Here is a 20,701-nt window from a genome sequence, read left to right on the forward strand (position 1 = left end):
TCATGCCGATGAGAGGAATCAAATGGCTTGGCATGCTCGCCGCGCTGGGCTGGCCGATCCTGGTGTTCGCCCTGCACGGCACGCTGGGCAGTTGGCCCCTGCTGGTGATGGGGGCCGGCTTGCTGGCCTGGCGGATCCCCCAGGCGCGTCTCCTGGCGCTCGGCGTCGCCGCGCTCTTGCTCGCCGCGGGGGGCATGGGGCATGCCGAACTCGGCATGCGCGCCTACCCGGTCGCCGTGAATGCCATCATGCTGGCCCTGTTCCTGACCAGCCTGTCTCGGGGCATGCCGATCGTCGAGCGACTGGCACGCCTGCGTGAGCCCGACCTGCCGGCGGCCGGTGTACGCTACACTCGCCGTGTCACCTGGGCGTGGTGCGGCTTCTTCGTCGTCAACGGCACCATCGCCACCTGGACGGTGCTCTACGCCGATCTGGCGGTATGGTCGCTGTACAACGGCGTCATCAGTTACGGCCTGATCGGCCTGATGTTCGGCAGTGAATGGCTGCTGCGCCAGCGATTGCGGAGATCCTTGACGTGACATTCACTCCCCTGAGCCAGGCACCCTGGCGTCGGCCAGTGTCCCCCATGCCCGCTCTGCCCTCCGGCTGGACGTCTCCGGCTTCACTGCCTGCGCGTGTCGAGGCCTGGCGCCGCTGGCTCGCCGGCCGTCCCGGCGAACAATGGCTGCTCTACCAGCGCCACCCCGGTGAATTCTGTGCCGCCCTGGTGGCATTGTGGGAGAGCGGCAGGGTCGCGGTATTGCCTGCCGATGACCGCCCGGAGACCCTGGCCAGGTTGGCCAACGAGGTCGAGGGTGCGCTCCCCGACGCGCCCGATGTCCCGGCGGCAGCGGATCAGGGCGTCCAGCCGCCGCTCGCACTCACGCCGTCATCCACCGCCGTGGTGCTGTATACCTCCGGCTCCACGGGCGACCCCGTACGCCTCGCCAAGCGCTTCGACCAGCTCGATGCGGAGTTGGCCGCCCATGCCCAGCTGTGGCCCCTGACCGACACCGCCGTGATCTCGCAGGTCAGCCACCAGCATATCTACGGCCTGCTCGCCGGGGTATTGCACCCCCTCTGTGCCGGCGCGCCGTTCTGCGGCGATGCCAGTCGCTACCCCGAAGTGCTTGCCGCCCGCCTCGAGGAGGCCGGCAGTGCGGGGCTCAAGCCGGTGGTGGTGAGCTCACCGGCCCAGCTGTCGCGCCTCCCCGACCACCTGCCATGGACGGAGCGCTCCGCGCCATGCCGGGTGTTCTCCTCCGGCGCGCCCCTCACCGCACCGCATGCCCGTCGGGCAGAGCGCCTCCTGCACGCACCGGTGGTCGAGATCTACGGCAGCACGGAGTCCGGCGGCATCGCTCGGCGACGCCAGACCCGGGGCAGTACCTGGCGCCCCCTGCCCGGGGTACGACTGTCATTCGAGGGCGAGCGTCTGCTGCTGCGTTCGGCGTTTCTCGACACCCCTGACGCCTGGTGGCAGCAACCCGACCGGGTCGCTCCCGCTGCCAACGGCTTCGCACTGCTGGGCCGCGCAGACCGCCTGGTAAAGATCGCCGGCAAGCGCGTCTCGCTGGCCCACATCGAGCATACCCTGGCCGACGCCCCGGACGTCACCGAGGCGCGCTGCGTCGATCTCGAGCGCAGCGATGGGCGACTGGGGGCCGTGGTCGCCCTGAACGGCGAGGCCATTCCACACCGGCACGAGTCCCGGCGCGACCTGATCCAGCGCCTGCGTGCACGCCTGGCGAGGCACCTGGAGCAGGTCGCCATTCCCCGCTACTGGCGCTTCGTCGATGCGCTGCCGAGCAATCCCCAAGGCAAGCTCGACCGAGGCCTGATCAGGCGACTGTTCGCCGATCTCGACGATACGCGGGCGCCACGCTGGCTGGGGGAGCGACGCTCGGGTGCCGATACCTGCACGCTTACCCTCGAGGTCCCCGAACGCCTGGCCTACCTCGAGGGCCATTTCGAGGACTACCCGCTGGTGCCCGGCGTGGTCATGGTGCAGTGGGCCATCGAACTGGCCCGCGAGAGCTTCGGCCTACCGGGCGACTTCCAGGGCCTCGAGCGCCTGAAGTTCCAGCGCCCGCTGCAACCCGGAATACGCTTCACGCTCGAGCTGATGCGGCGCGAGGACGGCATCGCCTTCGCCTTCGACTCCCGCGAGGGTCGGCACTGCGCCGGGCGTGTCCGGCTGCAATCCCGGGATGAGATCGGAGCCGCCCATGGCTGAACCGCGTCCCTGTGCCCTGGTGCCGGTCTACGACCACCCTGCCACCATCGGCGCGGTATGCGCCGAACTGAGTGCCCTGGGGCTACCGGTCGTGCTGGTCGACGATGGCAGCCACGCCGAGTGTGCGGCCGAACTCGACCGCCTCGCCGCACACGGTCATCACCTGCTGCGGCTGGACAGCAACCGCGGCAAGGGTGCCGCGGTACGCGTCGGGCTGGCGGAAGCCCAGCGGCTCGGCTACACCCATGCGCTGCAGGTCGATGCCGATGGCCAACATGCCAGTGAGGACCTGCCCGGCTTTCTGGCCGAGCTCGATGGCACGCCCGAGGCCCTGGTGGTCGGCTACCCGCGCTATGATGCCAGCGTCCCTCCTGCCCGCCTGTACGGCCGCTACGCTACCCATGTGTGGGTGTGGATCAATACCCTGTCCGGGGAGATCCGCGACTCGATGTGCGGCGTCCGGCTCTATCCGGTCGAATCCCTCAACCGGTTACTGGCCAGGCACTCGTGCGGCGATCGCATGACCTTCGATACCGAGATCCTGGTGCGCTGGCACTGGGCTGGCGGTACCCTGCGCAACCTGCCGGTGCGGGTGCATTATCCGCGCGATGGCGTGAGCCACTTCGCGCTGTGGCGCGACAACCGCCAGATCAGCGCCATGCATGCCCGGCTGTTCTGCGGCATGCTGCTGCGCCTGCCCCGCCTGCTGGCCAGGCGTTGGCGAAGAGCGCCCGTGGAGGCCAGGCCATGAGCCAGCACTGGGCGCGGATCGGAGAGCGCGGCAGCCTCGCCGGCATGCGTCTGATGGTGGCCACGCAACGGCGTCTGGGCCGCTGGCCCTTTCGGCTGCTGCTGTGGCCCGTCATGCTGTGGTACTTCCTGCTGCATGGCACGGCTCGACGCGCCTCCCGGGCCTACCTGCTGCGTCTCGATCCCGGACTCTCCCGGCACCCTTGCAAGCGGCTGTGGCTCGGCTATCGCCACTTCCTGGCCTTCGCCGACGCCCTGATGGACAAGGTCGCCGCCTGGAGCGGCGATATCGCCGACGAGCGCCTGGTCGGCAGCGGCATCGCGCGTTTCAGCGCCGCCATCGACGCCGGGCAGGGCGGCCTGATCCTGGTCGCCCACCACGGCAATCTCGACGTGGTCAATGCACTGGCCGAGCGCCACCCCGGCCTCGATCTGACGGTGATGATGCACACCCGCAACGCGCGCAAGTTCCACGCACTGCTCGAACGGGTCACGGGGCGCCCCCGTCCCCATGTGCTCGAGGTCGACGAGATCACCCCGGCCACCGCCCAGTGCCTCGCCGAGCGCCTCGATGCAGGAGGCTACGTGGTCATCGCCGCCGATCGGCTCCCGCTTTCCGGTGAGCGCAGCCGTCGCCTCGACTTCCTCGGCGCCCCGGCCCTGTTCCCCGAAGGTCCGTTCCGGCTGGCCGCCCTGCTGCGCTGCCCTCTGTATACCCTGGCCTGCGTTCGCGAGGACGGGGCGTTCAGGATCGACTTCGAACCTTTCGACGATACCCGCGACCTGCGGCGCCGGGAGCGCGAACGCTGGATCGCCGAGGCCATGCAGCGCCATGCCGACCGACTGGCCCAGCGGGTTCGCGACCACCCGCTGCAGTGGTTCAATTTCTATCCGTTCTGGCTGAACGACACTGGATCCCTCCATGACCCTACTCCATGACCCCCTGGTGACATCCTCTACCACCGCTCCCCTCACGCTGGATGGCTCACCCGTCACCCTCGAGGACGTTCTGGCGGTGGCCGAAGGCCGGCGCCGAGTCATGCTGTCGACGGCATCGGACTTCCGCGCGCGTATCGCCCGCGGCAACGCTTTCCTCGAGCGTCTGCTGGAGGAAGAGGGTGTGGTCTATGGCGTCACAACGGGCTACGGCGACTCCTGCACCCGTGAGGTGTCCGCCGCCGACCTCGAGCAGTTGCCACGGCAGTTGTACACCTTCCATGGCTGTGGCCTGGGTGATGTGCTGCCGGTAGAGGCGTCCCGCGCCGTGGTCATGGTACGGCTGGTATCGCTGTGCCGCGGGGTCTCGGGCGTCAGCGTCGAGCTCCTCGAACGCCTGGTGTGGCTGCTCGAGCATGACATCGTCCCGGTCATTCCGGAGGAAGGGTCGGTGGGGGCCAGCGGCGATCTGACCCCCTTGTCGTACCTCGCCGCGGCCCTCTGCGGCGAGCGCGAGGTCTTCGAGCGTGGCAGGCGACGCCCCACCGCGGAGGTCTTCGCCGAGCACAATCTTGCGCCCTATCGCCTGAAGCCCAAGGAGGGCCTGGCGCTGATGAACGGCACCGCCGTGATGACCGCGCTGGGGGTGTTCGCCTTCGTTCGCACCGCCTACCTGGCGCGGCTCGCGACGCGCATCACCGCGTTATCCGTCTATGCGCTGGACGGCAACCCCTACCACTTCGACGCCGACCTGTTCGCCGCCAAGCCGCACCCCGGGCAGAACCGCGTGGCCGCACGCCTGCGCGACGATCTTCACGCCCCCCGCACACCACGCAATTCACCGCGCCTGCAGGACCGCTACTCGACGCGCTGCGCGCCACACGTGATCGGCGTGGTGGAAGATGCCCTGCCCTGGTGGCGTCAGTTTCTCGAGACCGAGCTCAACAGCGCCAATGACAATCCGCTGATCGATGCCGAGGGGGGCAAGGTCATGCACGGGGGCCATTTCTACGGCGGCCATGTTGCCTTCGCCATGGACGGCCTCAAGCAGGCCAGCGCCAATCTGGCCGACCTGCTCGACCGCCAGCTGGCGCTGCTGGTCGACACCCGCTTCAACCACGGCCTGCCCAGCAACCTGAGCGGTGCCGAGCCCGCGCGTGCCGCCCTCAACCATGGCTACAAGGCCGTGCAGATCGGTGCCTCGGCGTGGACCGCCGAGGCGCTCAAGCTGACCATGCCGGCCAGCGTCTTCTCGCGCTCCACGGAGTGTCACAACCAGGACAAGGTCAGCATGGGCACCATCGCCGCGCGTGACGCCCTGCGGATCCTGACGCTCGTCGAGCAGGTCGCTGCCGCCACCCTGCACGCCGCCTGCCAGGGTGTCGAGCTGCGTAGCCGCCAGGCGGGCGCCGCGCCACTGCCCGGGCAACTGGCCGGGTTTCTCGACGCCTGCCGCACGCACATTCCACCGCTGGTCGAAGACCGCGCCCTGGAAGCCGAACTACGCACCCTCTGCGACCTGATCCGCGAACGCCGCTGGAGCCTGTATGACGCCTGACGATCGCCCCTTGCCGCGTGCCGAGACCGAGCTGACGATCCCCTTTCACGATATCGACATGATGCAGGTGGCCTGGCATGGCCACTACGTCCGCTACCTGGAGATCGCGCGCTGCACGCTGCTCGATGCCATCGACTACAACTACCCGCAGATGAGCGAGTCGGGATTCGCCTGGCCGGTGATCGACCTGCGCCTGCGCTATGCCGCCCCGGCGGTGTTCGCCCAGCGCATCGCCATCGAGGCGCGACTGAGCGAATGGGAGCATCGCCTCAAGATCGACTACACCATTCGCGATGCCGAGACGCGGCGACGCCTGACCCGCGCCTGGAGCGTACAGGTCGCGGTGGGCCTGGACGACCGGGAGATGCGCCTGGCGTCACCGCCGGCCCTGGTCGATCGACTCCTCGCCTGGCAGGAGGCCAACCTCTGATGCGCCAGATGCTCGGTGCTGTCAGCCTCGGCCTGCTCCTGTGCACTGGCCAGCCCCTCTGGGCGTCTCCGGAAGCCGGTGCGCTCGCCGAACGCCTCGCCGACCATGCGCCGCAGTGCGCCGGCTTCGAGCAGTCGCGCTGGCTGGCCGACCTCGAGGTCCGACTCGACAGCCGCGGCCATTTCCGACGCCGGGACAACGCACTGGTCTGGTCCACCACGGCGCCGGTGGCGGATCGCCTCTACCTGAGCGAAGAGAGCGACGACCTGCCGATGGGCTTCCGGGTGCTCCTGCCGGTCTTCACCGGCCTGCTGTCGGGAGACTGGCAGGCCCTGGAGCATCACTTCACCATCGCGCTCGGTGGTGAGCTGGACGAGTGGCGGGCCGACCTGACGCCCATCGACCCGGCCCTCGGCGAACACCTCTCGCAGCTGGTGGTACAGGGTGGGGAACGCGTCGAACGGCTCGCTATCGCGTTCCGCGACGGCGACCGCCTCGAGCTGAGCCTGACACCGGTCGACTGCGCAAGCCTCGATGACGGAAACGCCGCCCAGTGAGCGGGCCGACACGGATGAAGCAGGCCGAACGCCTCGGTGCCTGGTGCTGGGCCTTGCTCCTGCTGGGCGCCGCCCTGCTGCTGGTCAGCCAGCTGCGCCAGGCAGCGCCCCTGGACACCCGCATCACCGCCCTGTTGCCGGAGGTCCGGGAGACCCCGCTGATCGAGCAGGCCGAACGGCACCTGACGCAGGCCTTCGAGGACCGCTTGGTGCTGCTGGTCAGGGGCGAGGATCCCGCACGGCTGGTCGCCGATCTCAGGGATCGCCTGCGCGACTCCCATGCCGTGGCGGAGTTCGACGATGGCGCCATCGAGCGTGCCGATCGAGCCCTGGCGGACTACCGCTATCGCCTGCTGGCCGAACCACTGGCCAGTGCTGGCGACGAGGCCTGGACGCAACGGGCCCTGTCACGACTCTTCGCCCCCGGCGTGGGCGCCGATCCACTCGGTGACCCCTTCGGGCTGCTCGACGCCTGGCTGTCCCGGCTGCTCGACGGCCCGATCCGCCCCGTCGAGGGCCTGCCCGCCGTCGACGACGAGGGCGGCCACTGGTTCCTGGTGGGGGGGCGATTGGCTGCCAGCCCCTATGACATGACACTGCAACGGCAGCTGGTGGGCGCCCTGGATGGCTTCCGAACGGCCCACCCCGACGCCGAGCTGCTGCGCGCGGGTCTGGTCTTCCACGCCGCATCCGGCGCCAGCCAGGCCAAGCGCGAGATTTCCACCATCGGGCTGGGCGCCCTGCTGGGTATCCTGCTGCTGCTCTGGTGCGTGTTCCGGCGCGGCGTCACGCTGTTCAGCCTGCTGCTGCCGGTGGCCTGCGGAGTGCTGTTCGCGCTACCGCTGACCTGGGCGCTCTTCGGCACCCTCAACCTGTTGACGCTCGCGTTCGGCGCCAGCCTGATCGGCGTCGCCGTCGACTATGCCCTGCATCTGCAGTGTGCCCGCCAGCTCTCCCCCGATCGCCCCTTGTCGAGGATCTGGCCGGGGCTGTGGCTGGGTCTGGCATCGAGCCTGGCCGCCTATCTCGCCCAGCTCGCCACACCGCTCCCGGGCTTGCGCCAGATGGCGACGTTTGCCGCCCTGGGGCTGCTCGGCGCCTGGCTCACCGTGCGCCTGTGGCTGCCCCACTTTGCTGTGCAGCCACACCCGGTCACGGCTAGCCTGGCCGAACGCCTCGACCGCCTGCGTCTGCCATCGCGGGCGCCGCTGAGCTGGGGCGTGCTCACCCTGCTCGGCGTGGCCGCCGTGGCGGTGATCGCCATGCGCCTGACGACCAGCGACGACCTGCGCCAGCTCAACCCGTCTCCCGCCTCCCTGATCGCCGAGCAGCAGCGCGTACAAGCCCTGCTGCAGCGCCCCACCGGCAGCCGTTACCTGGTTGTCACGGCCGACCACGAGGACGAGTTGCTGGAGCGGCTTGAAGCCCTCGAGGCACCGCTGGCGGAGCTGCACGGGAAGGGCCATCTGACCGGCTATCGCCATCTCGGCCGTGCCGTGCCCTCGCCGGCCACCCAGCAGGCCAACCTGGCGCGGGTACGCCAGGCCTATGCCCACGCGCTGCCGCCAATGATCGAACGCGCCGGCCTCCCCATGCATCTGCAGGACTCAGCCGAGGAGTTCCTGGATGCGGCACCACTACTGGCAATCGACGAGTGGCTAAAGATGCCACTGGGGCGTGCCGATAGCATGCTGTGGCTGGGCCGGGTCGCGGTGGACGGCGAGCTTCGGTCGGCATCGTTGGTCGTGCTGGGCGATGCCGATGCCGTCGCCCAGCGACAACTGGCCCGGCTCGCCAGCGTGCCGCATGTCCACTATCACGACCGGATAGCCGCGCTCTCCACCCACCTGGCCGACTTGCGCGACACCATCGCCCTGTGGCTGATCGCCGCGGTGGCGGGACTGACGTTGCTCTTCGGCTGGCGCTACCGAAGCCGCACCTGGCGTGTGCTGCTGCCGCCGCTGGGCGCCGTGGTGGCGACCCTGGCGCTGTTCGCTGCCCTGGGGGTCGGCCTGACCCTGTTCCACCTGCTGGGGTTGCTGCTGGTGCTGGGGATCGGGCTCGATGCCGGCATCTTCAGCACCGAACACCCGGAAAGCCCCGCGGCGTGGCTGGCGATCAGCCTGTCATGCGCCTCGAGCCTGCTGGCATTCGGCCTGCTGGCATTCAGCGCCACGCCGGCCTTGCACTACCTGGGCATGACCTGCCTGGTGGGCCTCGCGGCGACCTGGGCGCTGGTGCCCTTTGCCCGGGCCGATACGAGGGACACCCCATCGACACCTGCCATCCGCGATGGCCGATAGGAGAACCGATCTCATGGAAGCACGGCATGCAGTGCCGCAAGGGCAGACCGTCACGGACGTCGCCATCATCGGCGCCGGACCCTCCGGCGCCGCGGCAGCGGCCTGGCTCGCGCGACGTGGCCTGGCCGTCAGGGTCATCGAGCGCAGCCGTTTTCCACGCTTTTCCATCGGCGAGAGCCTGCTGCCCCAATGCATGGTGCACCTCGAGGCTTGCGGGCTGCTCGAGGCCGCCCGGGGCGGCAATTTCCAGGTCAAGAACGGTGCCGCCTTTACCTGGCGCGGGCGGGACACGACCATCGACTTCCGCGACAAGTTCACTCCCGGCCCCGGCACCACCTGGCAGGTCGAGCGTGCCGAGTTCGACCAGCGCCTGATCGAAGGGGCACGACGCGCCGGCGCCGAGGTGGAATTCGGCAGCACCGTCGAGGCCTTCGTCCCCGATGCCGAACGACCTCGATTGACGATCACCGACGCCCGGGGCGAACGCAGCACCCTCGAGGCCCGGTTCGTGCTCGATGCCAGCGGCTATGGCCGCGTCCTGGCCAGGCTCACCGGGCTCGCCCGGCCCTCCAGCCTGGAGTCGCGCTGCGCCCTGTTCACCCATGTCGAGGACCGCATCGACTGCTCGCGACATGACCGCGAGAAGATCCTGATCGGCATCCACCCCGACCACTCGGACATCTGGTACTGGCTCATCCCCTTCCGCGAGGGGCGTGCCTCGGTCGGTGTGGTCGGAAACCGGGCCACCCTCGAAGCCGTCGGCACCAGCGATTCCGAGCGTCTCTGGCATTTCATCCATGCCGAACCGCGGCTCGCCGAACTCCTTGCCAAGGCCGAGGCCGTTCGCGATACCGGACGCCTGGAAGGGTATTCCGCCGACGTCGAACGCCTACACGGCCCTGGCTTCGCACTGCTGGGAAATGCGGGCGAGTTTCTCGATCCGGTATTCTCCTCGGGGGTCACCATTGCCCTGGACTCGGCATTACGCGCGGCCCCGCTGGTCGAACGCCAGCTCGGCGGCGAAGGTGTCGCCTGGGACACGGAGTTCGAGCAGCCACTGCGGCGCGGCATCGCCACCTTCCGCGAGTTCGTCGATGCCTGGTACGATGGACGTCTTCCCCGCATCATCTTCAATGAACGGCAGACGCCACGCATCCGCTCGATGATCAGTTCGATACTCGCCGGCTATGCCTGGGACACGGCCAACCCCTTCGTGGCCGCCAGTCGCCGTCGACTCGACAGCCTTGCCGAGGCCTGTACCGTCGAGCCTTACAACGTCGCCACTTCCGCCGAGCGCCACCCATGACCTTAGCGCGCCTCGTCATCCACTCGCTCCTGGCTGGCTGGCTGGTACTGTCGACCGGTTGTGCCACGCGAGCTGTCCATGCACCCTTGCCGGAGCTGTCGACACTGCCCGCGGCCGATGCCCGGACCCAGCGACTGACCTTCATCCATCAGGACGAACGGCACGAGCTGCTCGGCGTGTTGCGCCACGATGAAAGCGGATTGCAACTGGCCCTGCTCAGCCCCCAGGGTCAACGGCTGCTGACCCTGGTGCATGATGCCCGGGGACCTCGCTTCCTGCCTGGCGCCCGGTTCGAGCCACCGTTCACGGCCGAGTGGCTCGCCAGCCGCCTGGCCTGGAGCCTGTGGCCTGCACCAGCGCTGGAGCAGGCCTTCGGCGACAGCGGCTGGACACTCCGGGATGCTGCCGATGGGCGCATCGTCGAGTATCGCGGCCGAACGATGGCCCGCATCATGGGCAGCAGCGACTGCCGCATCATCGACGACATCGAGGGCGGCTATCGCCTGCGTGTCGCCACCCTTGGCGATGACTCCAACCGGACCGAAGCTGCATGCCCGACCGACTGACACCCTTGCAGACACAGCCCTGTCGACTTTCCCCACCGGCCCTGGTCTGCCCGTTGGGAGACGACCTGGCCACCATCGCCGATGCCCTGTTCCGCGGTCAGCGCGCCCTGGTGCGAGCCGACACCTTCACCCCCGGGCGCCCGTTGCCATTGGGCCGCGTGACCGCGACGCTGCCCGCCACCCGAGCCTGGCCAGCCGAGCATCGCTCGCGCAACAACCAGCTGCTGGCGGCGGCAGTGGAGCGGCTGTTGCCGACGCTCGACGCCTTTCGCGAGCGTCGGCCCCGCGCGCGCATCGGGGTCGTCCTGGGTACCAGCACCTCGGGAATCGGCGAGACCGAAGTCGCGCTGAGTGCCCGCCAGCAGAGCGGGAGCTGGCCCGAATCGTTTCACTACCAGCGTCACGAAATCGGCTCGCCGGCACGATTCGTGGCCGACCGACTGGGGCTCGAGGGGCCTGTCTATACGCTGTCCACTGCCTGCACGTCGAGCGCCCGTGCCCTGATCAGTGCCAAGCGGTTGCTGGCGACAGGCGCCTGTGATGCGGTCATCAGTGGTGGTGCCGACAGCCTCTGCGGCCTGACCGTCAACGGCTTCGCCTCGCTCGAAGCCTTGAGCGACTCGCCTTGCCAGCCATTCTCGGTCAATCGCTCGGGTATCAATCTGGGCGAAGCCGCCGCCCTCTTTCTTGTCACCAGCGAGCCCGGCGGCATCCAGCTCGCCGGTTATGGCGAAACCAGCGACGCCTACCATATCTCCGCGCCGCGGCCGGATGGCCAGGGAGCCGCAGACGCCATGCAGGCCGCCCTGGACATGGCCCGATGCCCGTCCAGCGCCATCGATTATCTCAACCTGCACGGTACCGCGACCCGCCAGAACGACAGCATGGAGGCGCTGGCCGTCTCGCGGGTCTTCGGCGACCGCCTGCCGTGCAGCTCGACCAAGGCCCTTACCGGCCATACCCTGGGGGCCTGCGGGGCCCTGGAAGCGGCTTTCTGCTGGCTGACCCTGGATGCCGGCCGCCTGCCCCCGCAGGTTCACGATGGCCAGGTCGATCCCGAACTGCCAACGCTGACCTACGCCACCGCCACGCCATGCGATGCCACCCACACCCTGAGCAACTCGTTCGCCTTCGGGGGCAACAACGTCGCCTTGCTGATGGAGCGCCGCTCATGACCGATACCCCGATGCCCCCCTCGCTGCCCTGCGCTATCGCGCCCTTCGTGCCACACCGCCACGGCATGTGTCTGCTCGATACGTTGCTCGAGGTCGGCGATGAGCACCTGCTCGCCGAGGTCACCCCGCGCCGAGACGGCCTGTTCGCCGCTGCCCGGGGAGTCCCCGCTTGGGTCGGTCTCGAGTGGCTCGCCCAGGCCGTCGCGGCCTGGGCCGGGGTGCAGGCCGTGCGCCAGGGCGACGAGCCGCGTATCGGTTTCTTGCTCGGCACGCGTCGCTACCGATGCCAGACCCCATGGTTCGCGTTCGATCGGCCGGTACGGGTCGGCGTCGCTCTCGACTTTCGTGCCGACAACGGCCTCGGCGCCTTTCGCGGCGAGCTGCGAGGAAGCCACGGGGAATCACTCGCCACCACCACGCTCAATGTCTTCCAGCCCGAGTCACTGGAAGCGCTGGAAGCCATCCAACGAGGGGAGAGCCCATGACCGCCAGCATTCTGATCACCGGCTCGAGCCGCGGCATCGGTCGCGCCATCGCCCTGCGCCTGGCCCGTGACGGCTTCGACATCGTCCTGCACTGTCGGCACCGACGCGAGGCCGCCGATGCCGTTGCCGAGCAGATCACCGCCATGGGTCGTTCGGCCCGGGTACTCTGTTTCGACGTGGCCGACCGCCAGGCGGCCCGCCAGGCCATCGAGGCCGACATCGAGGCACATGGGGCCTATTACGGCGTGGTCTGCAATGCGGGCATCACCGCCGACGGCGCCTTCCCGGCGCTGTCCGACGAAGACTGGGACAGCGTCATTCACACGAACCTGGACGGCTTCTACAACGTGGTGAAACCCCTGGTCATGCCGATGGTCCGTCGCCGTGCACCGGGTCGCATCGTGGTGATGTCCTCGGTGTCGGGGTTGATGGGCAACCGGGGACAGGTCAACTACAGCGCCGCCAAGGCCGGCCTGATCGGGGCGGTCAAGGCCCTGGCGGTGGAGCTGGCCAAGCGCCGAATCACCGTCAACTGCGTGGCCCCGGGCCTGATCGACACCGACATGACCGATGACCTGGTCACCGAGGAAGCCCTCCGGATGATTCCCATGCGTCGTACCGGCAGCGGCGAGGAAGTCGCTGCCACCGTGAGTTTCCTGTGCTCGGGCGATGCCGGCTACATCACCCGCCAGGTCATTGCCGTCAACGGAGGGATGTGCTGATGTCGAGCAAGGGGCTTCGTAGCGACGGCCTCGGCCGACGGGTGGTGGTCACCGGCATGGCGGGTTTCTCTCCCATCGGCAACGACTGGCCCAGCATTCGTTCGCGGCTCGAGCGTCTGGAGAACGGCGTCCGCCATGTCGATGAGTGGTCCGTCTACGATGGCCTCAATACCCGTCTCGGCGCCCCCGTCGTCGATTTCGACCTGCCCTCGCACTATCACCGGCGTGTGTTGCGCAGCATGGGGCGGGGAGCACAGATGGCCACCCGCGCCAGCGAGCTGGCGCTCGAGGATGCCGGCCTGCTCGGCTCGCCACTGCTCTCCAGCGGAGACCTGGGCATCGCCTATGGCGCCTCGGCGGGGGAACCCGATGCCGTGGCCGATTTCGGCAACATGCTGATCAACAAGTCCACCGACGGGCTGAACGCCAATTCCTATATCCGCATGATGGCCCACACGGCGCCGGTCAACATCGGGGTCTTCTTCGGCATACGCGGGCGCATCCATACCACCTCGAGCGCCTGCACCTCGGGTAGCCAGGGGATCGGCTACGCCTTCGAAGCCATACGCTTCGGTCGCCAGAAGGCGATGATCGCCGGCGGCTGCGAAGAACTGTCGGCCTCCGAAGCCGCGGTCTTCGATACCCTGTTCGCCACCAGTACCCGCAACGATGCCCCGCACACGTCACCGCGGCCCTTCGATGTCGAACGCGATGGACTGGTGATCGGTGAAGGGGCGGGCACGCTGATCCTCGAGGAACTCGAGCATGCCCAGGCCCGTGGGGCGACCATCCATGCAGAGCTGGTCGGGTTCGGCACCAACAGCGACGGTCGCCATGTCACCCAGCCCGATGCCGGCATGATGGAACAGGCGATCCACCTGGCGCTGGCCGACGCCGGACTGGCTCCACAGCAGATCGGCTATGTCAGTGCCCATGGCACGGCCACCGATCGCGGCGATATTGCCGAGAGCCATGCGACCCATGCGGTATTCGGCAAGCGCATGCCGATCAGCGCCTTCAAGAGCTTCACCGGGCACACCCTGGGCGCGTGCGGCGCCCTGGAAGCCTGGGTGGCCATCGAGATGATGCGTGAGGGGCGATTCCATGCCACCGCCAATCTTCACCGCCCCGACCCCGCCTGCGCCGACCTCGACTATCTCCGCGACGAGATGCGGTCTATCGATTGCGAATACGTGATGAGCAACAACTTCGCCTTCGGGGGGATCAACACCTCGTTGATCTTCCGCCGCTGGCCTTGATGCCGGCATGCCCGAGGTGCCGACGACCGGCACCGCTCACCTACCTGAACGCAAGGAATGATAAATGACCAGGGGACTGCTATCGCTCACCCTTCTGATCGGCGGCTTGGCACTGGCCGCTACGGCACAGGCCAGGGATACCCGGCACCTGCTGTCGATCGAGGAAGCCATGAACACCTCCGCGGCCAGGGAGCGCCTCGATCCCGAGATCCGCTTCGTGTTCGCCGATGCCGACCACGGTGAGGTCGTCGCCGAGCACGGCAACTACGTCACCAACAAGAAGACCAATGCCTTCAACAAGAGCGACGAGGAGGCCTGCCGTTGGGTCATGCTCTCGGCACTGCTCAGCCTGCAGGAGCGCGTCAGGGCGGAGGGCGGCAATGCCGTGATCAATATCGAGAGCTACTACAAGCGCAACACCATGGCGTCGCGAACCGAGTATGAATGCCATGCCGGGGCAGTGATGGCCGGGGTAGCCCTGCGCGGCGACGTCGTCACCCTGCGTTGAGCGGATGAAGGCTCACCTGGAGCTGATCCTGGCGCAGGCTCCCCCTGCCAGCAGCGGAGCCTGCCTGTCTCGGCTCGGGCGCGAGCTGTTGTCTCGGCTCGCCGCACGTCGTGGCCTCGACTGCCCTCTGGCCGACTGGTCGCCCAGGGGGCAGGGGGCGCCGCGACACCCCGCACTCCCCATGCCCTGGCGTGCTTGCCTGAGTCATCGTGATGGACGCGTCGTGGCGGGGCTCGCCACGGTGCCGGTCGGCATCGACCTCGAGCATGCTCGTCCCAGGCACGGTGCTCGCCTGGCGGAGCTGGTCGACCTGTTGCCCGAAGCCAGGGTACGCCGTGCCATTCTCGAGGCGGCCAGCCCACTGGGTGCGTTCTATCGCGCCTGGACACTGCACGAAGCCCTGTTCAAGCTCGACTGTCTCTCTGGCCGGCCCCCAGGCAGCGTACTGGAAACGAGACTCTCACGGTTGCTTCCCGGCGGCGGAGTCCAGGCGTGGCAGTGGCAGCACGACGGCTGGACATTGAGCATCTGCAGCTACCAGCGCCGACTATGCATTCATTCACTCCCCCCGGCTGGCGATCGCGGAAAGCTGGCTTCCCCAGACAGGCCACGAAGATAAAGACGGCCAGCTCGGCGGGGACCGCCCCGCCTGACGCGACGAAGCCCCGCATCGCGGGGCTCCATCTCCGGTCGCCGGCCACGGCTCGTCAGCCGGCGAAGGCCGCGTAGATGATGATCACCAGCACCACCAGCACGCCCCCGGCTGGCACCGCCCCCCGCCAGGGGGTCAGATCGACGTCGCCGCTGTATTCATGCACCCAGTCGGTGGCCCGCGGCCGCAGCCTGCCGATGAGCAGCATGATCCCCACCAGCAGCACGAAGACCCCGGCCACGAAGTGGAACTCGTGCATGATCTCCGGCAGCTTGTCGAACGGCGGCACGAAGTAGCCGGCGGCGATCAGCAGGCAACCGCCGATCAGGGCGACCTTGGCAGCCATGGGCGGCACCCGTCTGGTCAGCAGCCCCACGATCACCACCGCCAGGATCGGGATGAAGTAGATGGCGTTCATCTTCTGCAGGTAGCCGAACAGGCTCTCCTGCCCGGCCAGCAGCGGGGCGATGGTCATGGTGGTGATGGCCATGATCCAGCCGAACACCTTGCCCGACTTCACCACCTGCTCCTCGGAGGCGTCCTTCTTGAGCACCCCCTTGTAGATGCCGAGGCTGAAGATGGTAGTGGTACTGTTGAGCGCCGAGTTGAAGGACGACAGGATGGCGCCGACCATCACCGCGGCGAAGAAACCGGTGAGGTAGGGCGGCAGTACATTGAACACCAGATGGCCATAGGCCTCGTCGGCGCGCACGCCCTGCTCGGCGTAGAGGTGGTAGGCGATGATCCCCGGCAGCACCAGATAGAGCGGGCCGAGCAGCTTGAAGAAGCCGGTCAGCAGCACGCCCTTCTGCCCCTCGGCGAGGGTCTTCGCGGCGAAGGTCCGCTGGATGATCTGCTGGTTGGTGGTCCAGTAGAAGAGGTTGATCAGGAACACGCCGGTGAACAGGGTGAAGAACGGCACCTGCTGCTCGGCACCGCCAATGGAGTTGAGCTTGTCCGGGTCGCTCTCCTTGAGGATGTTCCAGCCCTCCAGCAGGCCACCGTCGCCGCTCACCGCCTGCAGGCCGAAGTAGACGATCACGAAGCCACCGACCAGCAGGCCGACGCCGTTCAGGGTATCGGACACCGCCACGGTGCGCAGCCCCCCGAACAGCGCATAGAGGGACCCGATGATGCCGACGACCCACACCGTCAGCCACAGCAGCGCAGTGGGCGACTGGATGCCGGTGAGCCCCTGGAGGTCGAGCATGCCCTGCAGGCCCATGGCCCCGGAGTAGAGGATGATCGGCAGCAGGATCACCGCATAAGCGATCAAGAAGATCACGTTGGTGATCAGCTGGGTGCCGGCGTCGAAGCGAATCGCCAGCAACTGCGGCAGGGTGGCGATGCCGCTACGCAGGAAGCGCGGCAGGAAGAACAGCGCCAGCGCCACCAGGGCGATCACCGCCACCACTTCCCAGGCCATCACGCTCAGGCCGTCGGCGAAGGCGGCACCGTTGAGGCCGACCATCTGCTCGGTGGAGAGGTTGGTCATCAGCAGCGAGCCGGCGATCAGCGGGAAGGTCAGGGAGCGCCCGGCGAGGAAGTAGCCGCTGGTGCTCTCGTGATCGTCGCGCCGCGTGAGGCGCCAGGTGATGAGGGCGACCAGTCCAGTGAAGAACAGGAAGGACGCCAGGGTCAACGCATGCATGGAGGTCTCGCTCCGGGGTCGACGTGGAAGGTTCAGCCTGCACCGTGGCGCGGACCACAATGTCGGACATTGATAAACAACGAGATTCTAGGCAGATGACCCGCAAATAATATGCGACTTTCGTCTATTTCAAGTCTTTAACATTCGTAATATTACGAATAAAAACGGCTCGACCGCCAGGCGCCGGGGGCAAGGCCGGTGCTGCGCTTGAAGGCGCGGCTGAAGGCCGCCTCGGATTCGTAGCCGACGTCTGAGGCGATCTGCGCGATGCTGGCACCGCCACGGGTCAGCTTGCCCGCCGCCACCTGCATGCGCCAGTGGCAGAGATAGGTCATGGGCGCGACGCCGACGCGTTCTGTGAAACGGCTCACCAGCACGGTTCGGGAAACGGCCGCTTCCCTGGCGAGGGTGTCCAGGGTCCAGGCTCGTTGCGGATTCTCGTGCAGCAGGCGGATGATGCGCCCGACGTGAGGGTCCGCCAGCGCGGCCAACCAGCCGGTGGCATCGTCGGGAAGCGACTCCATGTGGCTGCGCACCACTTCGATGAAGAGCAGCTCACTGAGTCGTGCCAGCACGTTGTCGACCCCGACGCGCTGGCGGCGGCTCTCCGTCATGATTGCCTGGATCAGGCTGCTCAACCAGCCATCGCCGGCTGTATAGCCATCGGGAATATGCACCATGCGCGGCAGCGCCTGGATCACGGGATTGAACGGCAACAGGTCGCAGCCAAGGAACCCACAGATGAGCCTCGTCTGCTCGGGGCCGCCACCGAATTGCTCGATATAGAAAGGGGGCGACAGTTCCGCGGGTTGAGCGAAGAGGCCGACGTTGGGCTCCGCCCGCATTTGCGGGCGGCTGGACAGCGCGTGCGGGTCGCCCTGGGGAAACATGATCACGCTCCCGGGCGCCAGCCGTACCGGATCCTCCGGCGAATCGATCAGCGTTGCCCAACCGCAGCCGCTGGTAATCACGTGATACTCGATGAGGTGTTGCGCATTCGGCATCACCAGTGGCAGCAGCGAGGCAGCGGCCGGCGCTTCGGCCACCCAGGGCGAAGACGCGGCGACGTCGAAGAATACCGCCCCCGACAGGCTCACGGAGCGCAGCACCTCGGACAGGATGTCCTCTTTCATGATGCCCCCCCGCGGCCCGATTCCCTGCGGCGACACGCGCCGAGCGCAAGATCCGGACGATCGGGCAAGAAACCCGGCCGCCCGGTCATGTCCAGTAACGTCCCGGCCAGCCAAGCTTCGTCTCACGCTCGCCGTATTCGAGCGCTCCCCAACCCGGCTGGCGGCTGGAGCCCGCGCCGGTCTCACATGACAGAGGAATCACTATGGACAGCGCAACCGTATCTGTACAGGTCAACGAAGAGCGCCTCGGAGCCTTCGTAGACAAGGTGATGGAAGACATCGGCGGCTCCTTCGCCGTCCTGCTCTCCTTCCTGGGCGATCAGACCGGTGTCTACCGCACCTTGCGCGATATCGGCCCCTGCAGCACCACGGAACTCGCCCGACGGGGCAAGGTCGACGAGCGCTATCTGCGGGAATGGCTCAGCGCCCAGGCGGCGGCGGGCTACGTGCTCTATCACCCGGAAGACGATACCTTCTCCCTCACCCCGGAACAGGCCATCGTACTCGCGCAGGAAGGCCATCCCGCCTGCATGCAGGGCTTCTTCCAACTGCTGGTCTCGCAATTCACCACCCATGACAAGGCGGTGGACACCCTGCGCTCCGGTGACGGTCGGGACTGGGGAGAACACCACGGCTGCTGCTTCTGCGGCACCGATCGTTTCTTCCGGCCGGGCTATGCCGCGAATCTCGTCGACGCCTGGCTGCCGGCACTCGAGGGCGTGACGGAAAAGCTCGTCGCGGGCGGCAAGGTCGCCGATGTGGGTTGTGGACACGGCTCGTCCACGGTGTTGATGGCACAGGCCTTTCCGAACTCCACCTTCTACGGCTATGACTTTCACGCGCCCTCGATCGGCATTGCCACGGAAAAGGCTACTGCGGCAGGCACGGCAGCGAACACACGCTTCATCACCTCGACGGCCAAGGACATTGCCGATGACGGCTTCGACCTGATCTGCATGTTCGACGCCCTGCACGACATGGGCGACCCCGTCGGCGCGGCACGGCGCCTTCGCGAACGCCTGAAGCCCGATGGCACCCTGATGCTGGTCGAGCCCCTCGCCGGCGATCACCTGACCGACAACCTGCATTTGCTCGGGCAGATCTTCTACTCCGCTTCGACCATCATCTGCACCCCGGCCTCGCGGGCCCAGGAGGTAGGGCTGGCGCTGGGCGCGCAGGCGGGTGAGCGAAGGCTGACCGAAATCTTGAAGGAAGCGGGGTTTCGGCAGGTGCGACGGGCCACGCAGACGGAGGTGAACATGGTGCTGGAAGCGCGTCCCTGAATTCCATGATGAGTCCTACGGGAGGCGGCCATGACCCGATTCCACAAGCTTGTCGAAACCCGGCAGCAGTTGCGTGCCGTGCTGCCGGAGCCCAGTGAACTCGTGACCCGCAAGTGCCTGTCCGCTCTGGACAGGCACTGCGCCCTGTTCATCGGGCGCTCGCCCTTCATGCTGCTCGCCTCGGCCGATGCCCAAGGCAATGTCGACATCTCGCCCAAGGGGGACCCCGCGGGTTTCGTCAAGATTCTCGATGCCCGGACCCTCGCCATTCCCGATCGGCCGGGGAATCACCGTGCCGACTCGATGGAGAACATCCTGACGAATCCCAAGGTCGGATTGATCTTCCTGATCCCCGGCAAGACCGAAACCCTGCGCGTCAGCGGCACGGCCACCATTACCCAGGACCCGGCGCTGCTCGACTCGCTGGCGATCGCCGGAAGAAGCCCGAGGCTGGCGATCCTGGTCCAGGTGGAGGAAGCCTTCTTTCATTGTTCGAAGTGCATGATTCGCTCGAAGCTCTGGCAACCCGAACATTGGCCGGACCTCGAGGGATTGCCGCGCCTGGCACAAACGATGGTCGACGCCGGCAATCTCGAACTCACGGAAAACGAGATGCACCGGATCGTGGCAAACGACGAACGCGAGCGACTCTATTGAACGGCGACCTCTCGAGGAGTGGGGACGTGATCAGGTGGGGATGCCGGCCGGGCTGGCGGACCGGCATCCCTGTCACCGTTCCTCAGGGCTGCTCGGGAGCCGGCGGCTCCCTCAGTAGCTGTAGTCGCCGATCACCAGGGCGGTGACGGTGACCTCCACGCGCAGCTCGTCGGCAGGCATGGGGGCGCAGACGCAGGTGCGGGCCGGGGCGTGACCGGTGGGCACCCAGGCGTCCCACACCGCGTTCATGGCCGCGAAGTCGTGGCCGTCCTTGAGGTAGATCGTCGCGGTGAGCAGGTGCTCGCGGTCGGAGCCGATCTCGGCCAGCAGGGCATCGACGCGCGCCAGCATGCTCTCGGTCTGCTCGGTGATGTCGCCGTGGCGGGCCTCGGGGCCGGCCACCTGCCCGCACAGGTAGGCGATGCCGTTGTGGATCACGGCGCGGCTCATGCGCGCCTTGGTGTCGTGCCGAACGATGGTCATCTGTTTTTCTCCGGAAAGACGGGAAGGATATAGCGTTACTATCTGCCGAGT

At 67.6% G+C, this 20,701-nt stretch carries 20 protein-coding genes; 17 read left to right on the top strand and 3 right to left on the bottom strand.

Annotated elements, in window-relative coordinates; genetic code table 11:
• The first annotated feature begins 8 nt into the window (after positions 1–8).
• From AC5W54_RS08890 to AC5W54_RS08960, 15 genes are all read left to right on the top strand, one after another.
• On the top strand, positions 9–539 hold the full coding sequence (locus AC5W54_RS08890) for a COG4648 family protein (RefSeq protein WP_495961717.1): 531 nt from the start codon (positions 9–11) through the stop codon (positions 537–539).
• Positions 540–586: 47 nt separating this feature from the next.
• Complete coding sequence (locus AC5W54_RS08895; protein ID WP_495961718.1) at positions 587–2,236, top strand: ApeI family dehydratase; 1,650 nt, start codon at positions 587–589, stop codon at positions 2,234–2,236.
• Positions 2,229–2,987 (top strand): glycosyltransferase family 2 protein, encoded by a 759-nt coding sequence (locus AC5W54_RS08900; RefSeq protein WP_495961719.1) that lies wholly within the window; start codon positions 2,229–2,231, stop codon positions 2,985–2,987. Before AC5W54_RS08895 ends, AC5W54_RS08900 begins: the two co-directional genes overlap by 8 nt.
• The gene (locus AC5W54_RS08905; protein WP_495961720.1) at positions 2,984–3,925 is read left to right on the top strand and encodes a lysophospholipid acyltransferase family protein; all 942 of its coding nucleotides are present in this window, start codon (positions 2,984–2,986) and stop codon (positions 3,923–3,925) included. The genes AC5W54_RS08900 and AC5W54_RS08905 overlap by 4 nt, the downstream gene beginning before the upstream one ends.
• Positions 3,909–5,480 (top strand): HAL/PAL/TAL family ammonia-lyase, encoded by a 1,572-nt coding sequence (locus AC5W54_RS08910; RefSeq protein WP_495961721.1) that lies wholly within the window; start codon positions 3,909–3,911, stop codon positions 5,478–5,480. Before AC5W54_RS08905 ends, AC5W54_RS08910 begins: the two co-directional genes overlap by 17 nt.
• The gene (locus AC5W54_RS08915; RefSeq protein ID WP_495961722.1) at positions 5,470–5,910 is read left to right on the top strand and encodes an acyl-CoA thioesterase; all 441 of its coding nucleotides are present in this window, start codon (positions 5,470–5,472) and stop codon (positions 5,908–5,910) included. Before AC5W54_RS08910 ends, AC5W54_RS08915 begins: the two co-directional genes overlap by 11 nt.
• The gene (locus AC5W54_RS08920; RefSeq protein ID WP_495961723.1) at positions 5,910–6,467 is read left to right on the top strand and encodes a LolA-related protein; all 558 of its coding nucleotides are present in this window, start codon (positions 5,910–5,912) and stop codon (positions 6,465–6,467) included. The genes AC5W54_RS08915 and AC5W54_RS08920 overlap by 1 nt, the downstream gene beginning before the upstream one ends.
• The gene (locus AC5W54_RS08925) at positions 6,464–8,770 is read left to right on the top strand and encodes an MMPL family transporter (RefSeq protein ID WP_495961724.1); all 2,307 of its coding nucleotides are present in this window, start codon (positions 6,464–6,466) and stop codon (positions 8,768–8,770) included. Before AC5W54_RS08920 ends, AC5W54_RS08925 begins: the two co-directional genes overlap by 4 nt.
• Before the next feature lie 13 nt (positions 8,771–8,783).
• Positions 8,784–10,076, top strand: coding sequence for an NAD(P)/FAD-dependent oxidoreductase (locus AC5W54_RS08930; RefSeq protein WP_495961725.1), 1,293 nt, complete (start codon positions 8,784–8,786; stop codon positions 10,074–10,076).
• Positions 10,073–10,642, top strand: a complete 570-nt coding sequence (locus tag AC5W54_RS08935) for a DUF3261 domain-containing protein (protein ID WP_495961726.1) — start codon at positions 10,073–10,075, stop codon at positions 10,640–10,642. The genes AC5W54_RS08930 and AC5W54_RS08935 overlap by 4 nt, the downstream gene beginning before the upstream one ends.
• Entirely contained in the window at positions 10,627–11,817 is a 1,191-nt protein-coding gene (locus AC5W54_RS08940) for a beta-ketoacyl-[acyl-carrier-protein] synthase family protein (protein ID WP_495961727.1), read from the top strand. Before AC5W54_RS08935 ends, AC5W54_RS08940 begins: the two co-directional genes overlap by 16 nt.
• Positions 11,814–12,302: a hotdog family protein gene (locus tag AC5W54_RS08945; RefSeq protein WP_495961728.1), complete on the top strand. Its 489-nt coding sequence runs from the start codon at positions 11,814–11,816 to the stop codon at positions 12,300–12,302. The genes AC5W54_RS08940 and AC5W54_RS08945 overlap by 4 nt, the downstream gene beginning before the upstream one ends.
• On the top strand, positions 12,299–13,024 hold the full coding sequence (fabG, locus tag AC5W54_RS08950; protein ID WP_495961729.1) for a 3-oxoacyl-ACP reductase FabG: 726 nt from the start codon (positions 12,299–12,301) through the stop codon (positions 13,022–13,024). The genes AC5W54_RS08945 and fabG overlap by 4 nt, the downstream gene beginning before the upstream one ends.
• The gene (locus AC5W54_RS08955) at positions 13,024–14,283 is read left to right on the top strand and encodes a beta-ketoacyl-ACP synthase (RefSeq protein WP_495961730.1); all 1,260 of its coding nucleotides are present in this window, start codon (positions 13,024–13,026) and stop codon (positions 14,281–14,283) included. The genes fabG and AC5W54_RS08955 overlap by 1 nt, the downstream gene beginning before the upstream one ends.
• Before the next feature lie 64 nt (positions 14,284–14,347).
• Positions 14,348–14,791 carry an excinuclease ATPase subunit gene (locus AC5W54_RS08960; protein ID WP_495961731.1) on the top strand — a complete coding sequence of 148 codons (444 nt, stop codon included), beginning with the start codon at positions 14,348–14,350 and terminating at the stop codon, positions 14,789–14,791.
• A 707-nt stretch (positions 14,792–15,498) separates the two neighbouring features.
• On the opposite strand, the gene AC5W54_RS08965 is transcribed toward AC5W54_RS08960, so the two are convergent.
• Positions 15,499–17,094 (bottom strand): solute:sodium symporter family transporter, encoded by a 1,596-nt coding sequence (locus AC5W54_RS08965; protein ID WP_495961732.1) that lies wholly within the window; start codon positions 17,092–17,094, stop codon positions 15,499–15,501.
• Between the two features lie 152 nt (positions 17,095–17,246).
• Complete coding sequence (locus AC5W54_RS08970) at positions 17,247–18,227, bottom strand: AraC family transcriptional regulator (protein ID WP_495961733.1); 981 nt, start codon at positions 18,225–18,227, stop codon at positions 17,247–17,249.
• A gap of 203 nt (positions 18,228–18,430) precedes the next feature.
• On the opposite strand from AC5W54_RS08970, the gene AC5W54_RS08975 reads away from it, so the two are divergent.
• Positions 18,431–19,510, top strand: a complete 1,080-nt coding sequence (locus AC5W54_RS08975; RefSeq protein WP_495961734.1) for a class I SAM-dependent methyltransferase — start codon at positions 18,431–18,433, stop codon at positions 19,508–19,510.
• A gap of 30 nt (positions 19,511–19,540) precedes the next feature.
• On the top strand, positions 19,541–20,167 hold the full coding sequence (locus AC5W54_RS08980) for a pyridoxamine 5'-phosphate oxidase family protein (protein ID WP_495961735.1): 627 nt from the start codon (positions 19,541–19,543) through the stop codon (positions 20,165–20,167).
• 111 nt (positions 20,168–20,278) lie between these two features.
• Here AC5W54_RS08980 and AC5W54_RS08985 read toward each other — a convergent pair whose 3' ends face one another.
• Positions 20,279–20,650, bottom strand: coding sequence for a RidA family protein (locus AC5W54_RS08985; RefSeq protein ID WP_495961736.1), 372 nt, complete (start codon positions 20,648–20,650; stop codon positions 20,279–20,281).
• Positions 20,651–20,701: the final 51 nt, after the last annotated feature.

It is taken from the genome of Halomonas sp. LMYGS-3, from assembly GCF_059509875.1.

Excerpts from the sequence above, each read along its gene's own strand:
- AC5W54_RS08890 (WP_495961717.1), top strand. The coding sequence starts at position 9 with ATGAGAGGAATCAAATGGCTTGGCATGCTCGCCGCGCTGGGCTGGCCG.
- AC5W54_RS08895 (WP_495961718.1), top strand. The coding sequence starts at position 587 with ATGCCCGCTCTGCCCTCCGGCTGGACGTCTCCGGCTTCACTGCCTGCG.
- AC5W54_RS08900 (WP_495961719.1), top strand. The coding sequence starts at position 2,229 with ATGGCTGAACCGCGTCCCTGTGCCCTGGTGCCGGTCTACGACCACCCT.
- AC5W54_RS08905 (WP_495961720.1), top strand. The coding sequence starts at position 2,984 with ATGAGCCAGCACTGGGCGCGGATCGGAGAGCGCGGCAGCCTCGCCGGC.
- AC5W54_RS08910 (WP_495961721.1), top strand. The coding sequence starts at position 3,909 with ATGACCCTACTCCATGACCCCCTGGTGACATCCTCTACCACCGCTCCC.
- AC5W54_RS08915 (WP_495961722.1), top strand. The coding sequence starts at position 5,470 with ATGACGCCTGACGATCGCCCCTTGCCGCGTGCCGAGACCGAGCTGACG.
- AC5W54_RS08920 (WP_495961723.1), top strand. The coding sequence starts at position 5,910 with ATGCGCCAGATGCTCGGTGCTGTCAGCCTCGGCCTGCTCCTGTGCACT.
- AC5W54_RS08930 (WP_495961725.1), top strand. The coding sequence starts at position 8,784 with ATGGAAGCACGGCATGCAGTGCCGCAAGGGCAGACCGTCACGGACGTC.
- AC5W54_RS08935 (WP_495961726.1), top strand. The coding sequence starts at position 10,073 with ATGACCTTAGCGCGCCTCGTCATCCACTCGCTCCTGGCTGGCTGGCTG.
- AC5W54_RS08940 (WP_495961727.1), top strand. The coding sequence starts at position 10,627 with ATGCCCGACCGACTGACACCCTTGCAGACACAGCCCTGTCGACTTTCC.
- AC5W54_RS08945 (WP_495961728.1), top strand. The coding sequence starts at position 11,814 with ATGACCGATACCCCGATGCCCCCCTCGCTGCCCTGCGCTATCGCGCCC.
- fabG (WP_495961729.1), top strand. The coding sequence starts at position 12,299 with ATGACCGCCAGCATTCTGATCACCGGCTCGAGCCGCGGCATCGGTCGC.
- AC5W54_RS08955 (WP_495961730.1), top strand. The coding sequence starts at position 13,024 with ATGTCGAGCAAGGGGCTTCGTAGCGACGGCCTCGGCCGACGGGTGGTG.
- AC5W54_RS08960 (WP_495961731.1), top strand. The coding sequence starts at position 14,348 with ATGACCAGGGGACTGCTATCGCTCACCCTTCTGATCGGCGGCTTGGCA.
- AC5W54_RS08965 (WP_495961732.1), bottom strand. The coding sequence starts at position 17,094 with ATGCATGCGTTGACCCTGGCGTCCTTCCTGTTCTTCACTGGACTGGTC.
- AC5W54_RS08970 (WP_495961733.1), bottom strand. The coding sequence starts at position 18,227 with ATGAAAGAGGACATCCTGTCCGAGGTGCTGCGCTCCGTGAGCCTGTCG.
- AC5W54_RS08975 (WP_495961734.1), top strand. The coding sequence starts at position 18,431 with ATGGACAGCGCAACCGTATCTGTACAGGTCAACGAAGAGCGCCTCGGA.
- AC5W54_RS08980 (WP_495961735.1), top strand. The coding sequence starts at position 19,541 with ATGACCCGATTCCACAAGCTTGTCGAAACCCGGCAGCAGTTGCGTGCC.
- AC5W54_RS08985 (WP_495961736.1), bottom strand. The coding sequence starts at position 20,650 with ATGACCATCGTTCGGCACGACACCAAGGCGCGCATGAGCCGCGCCGTG.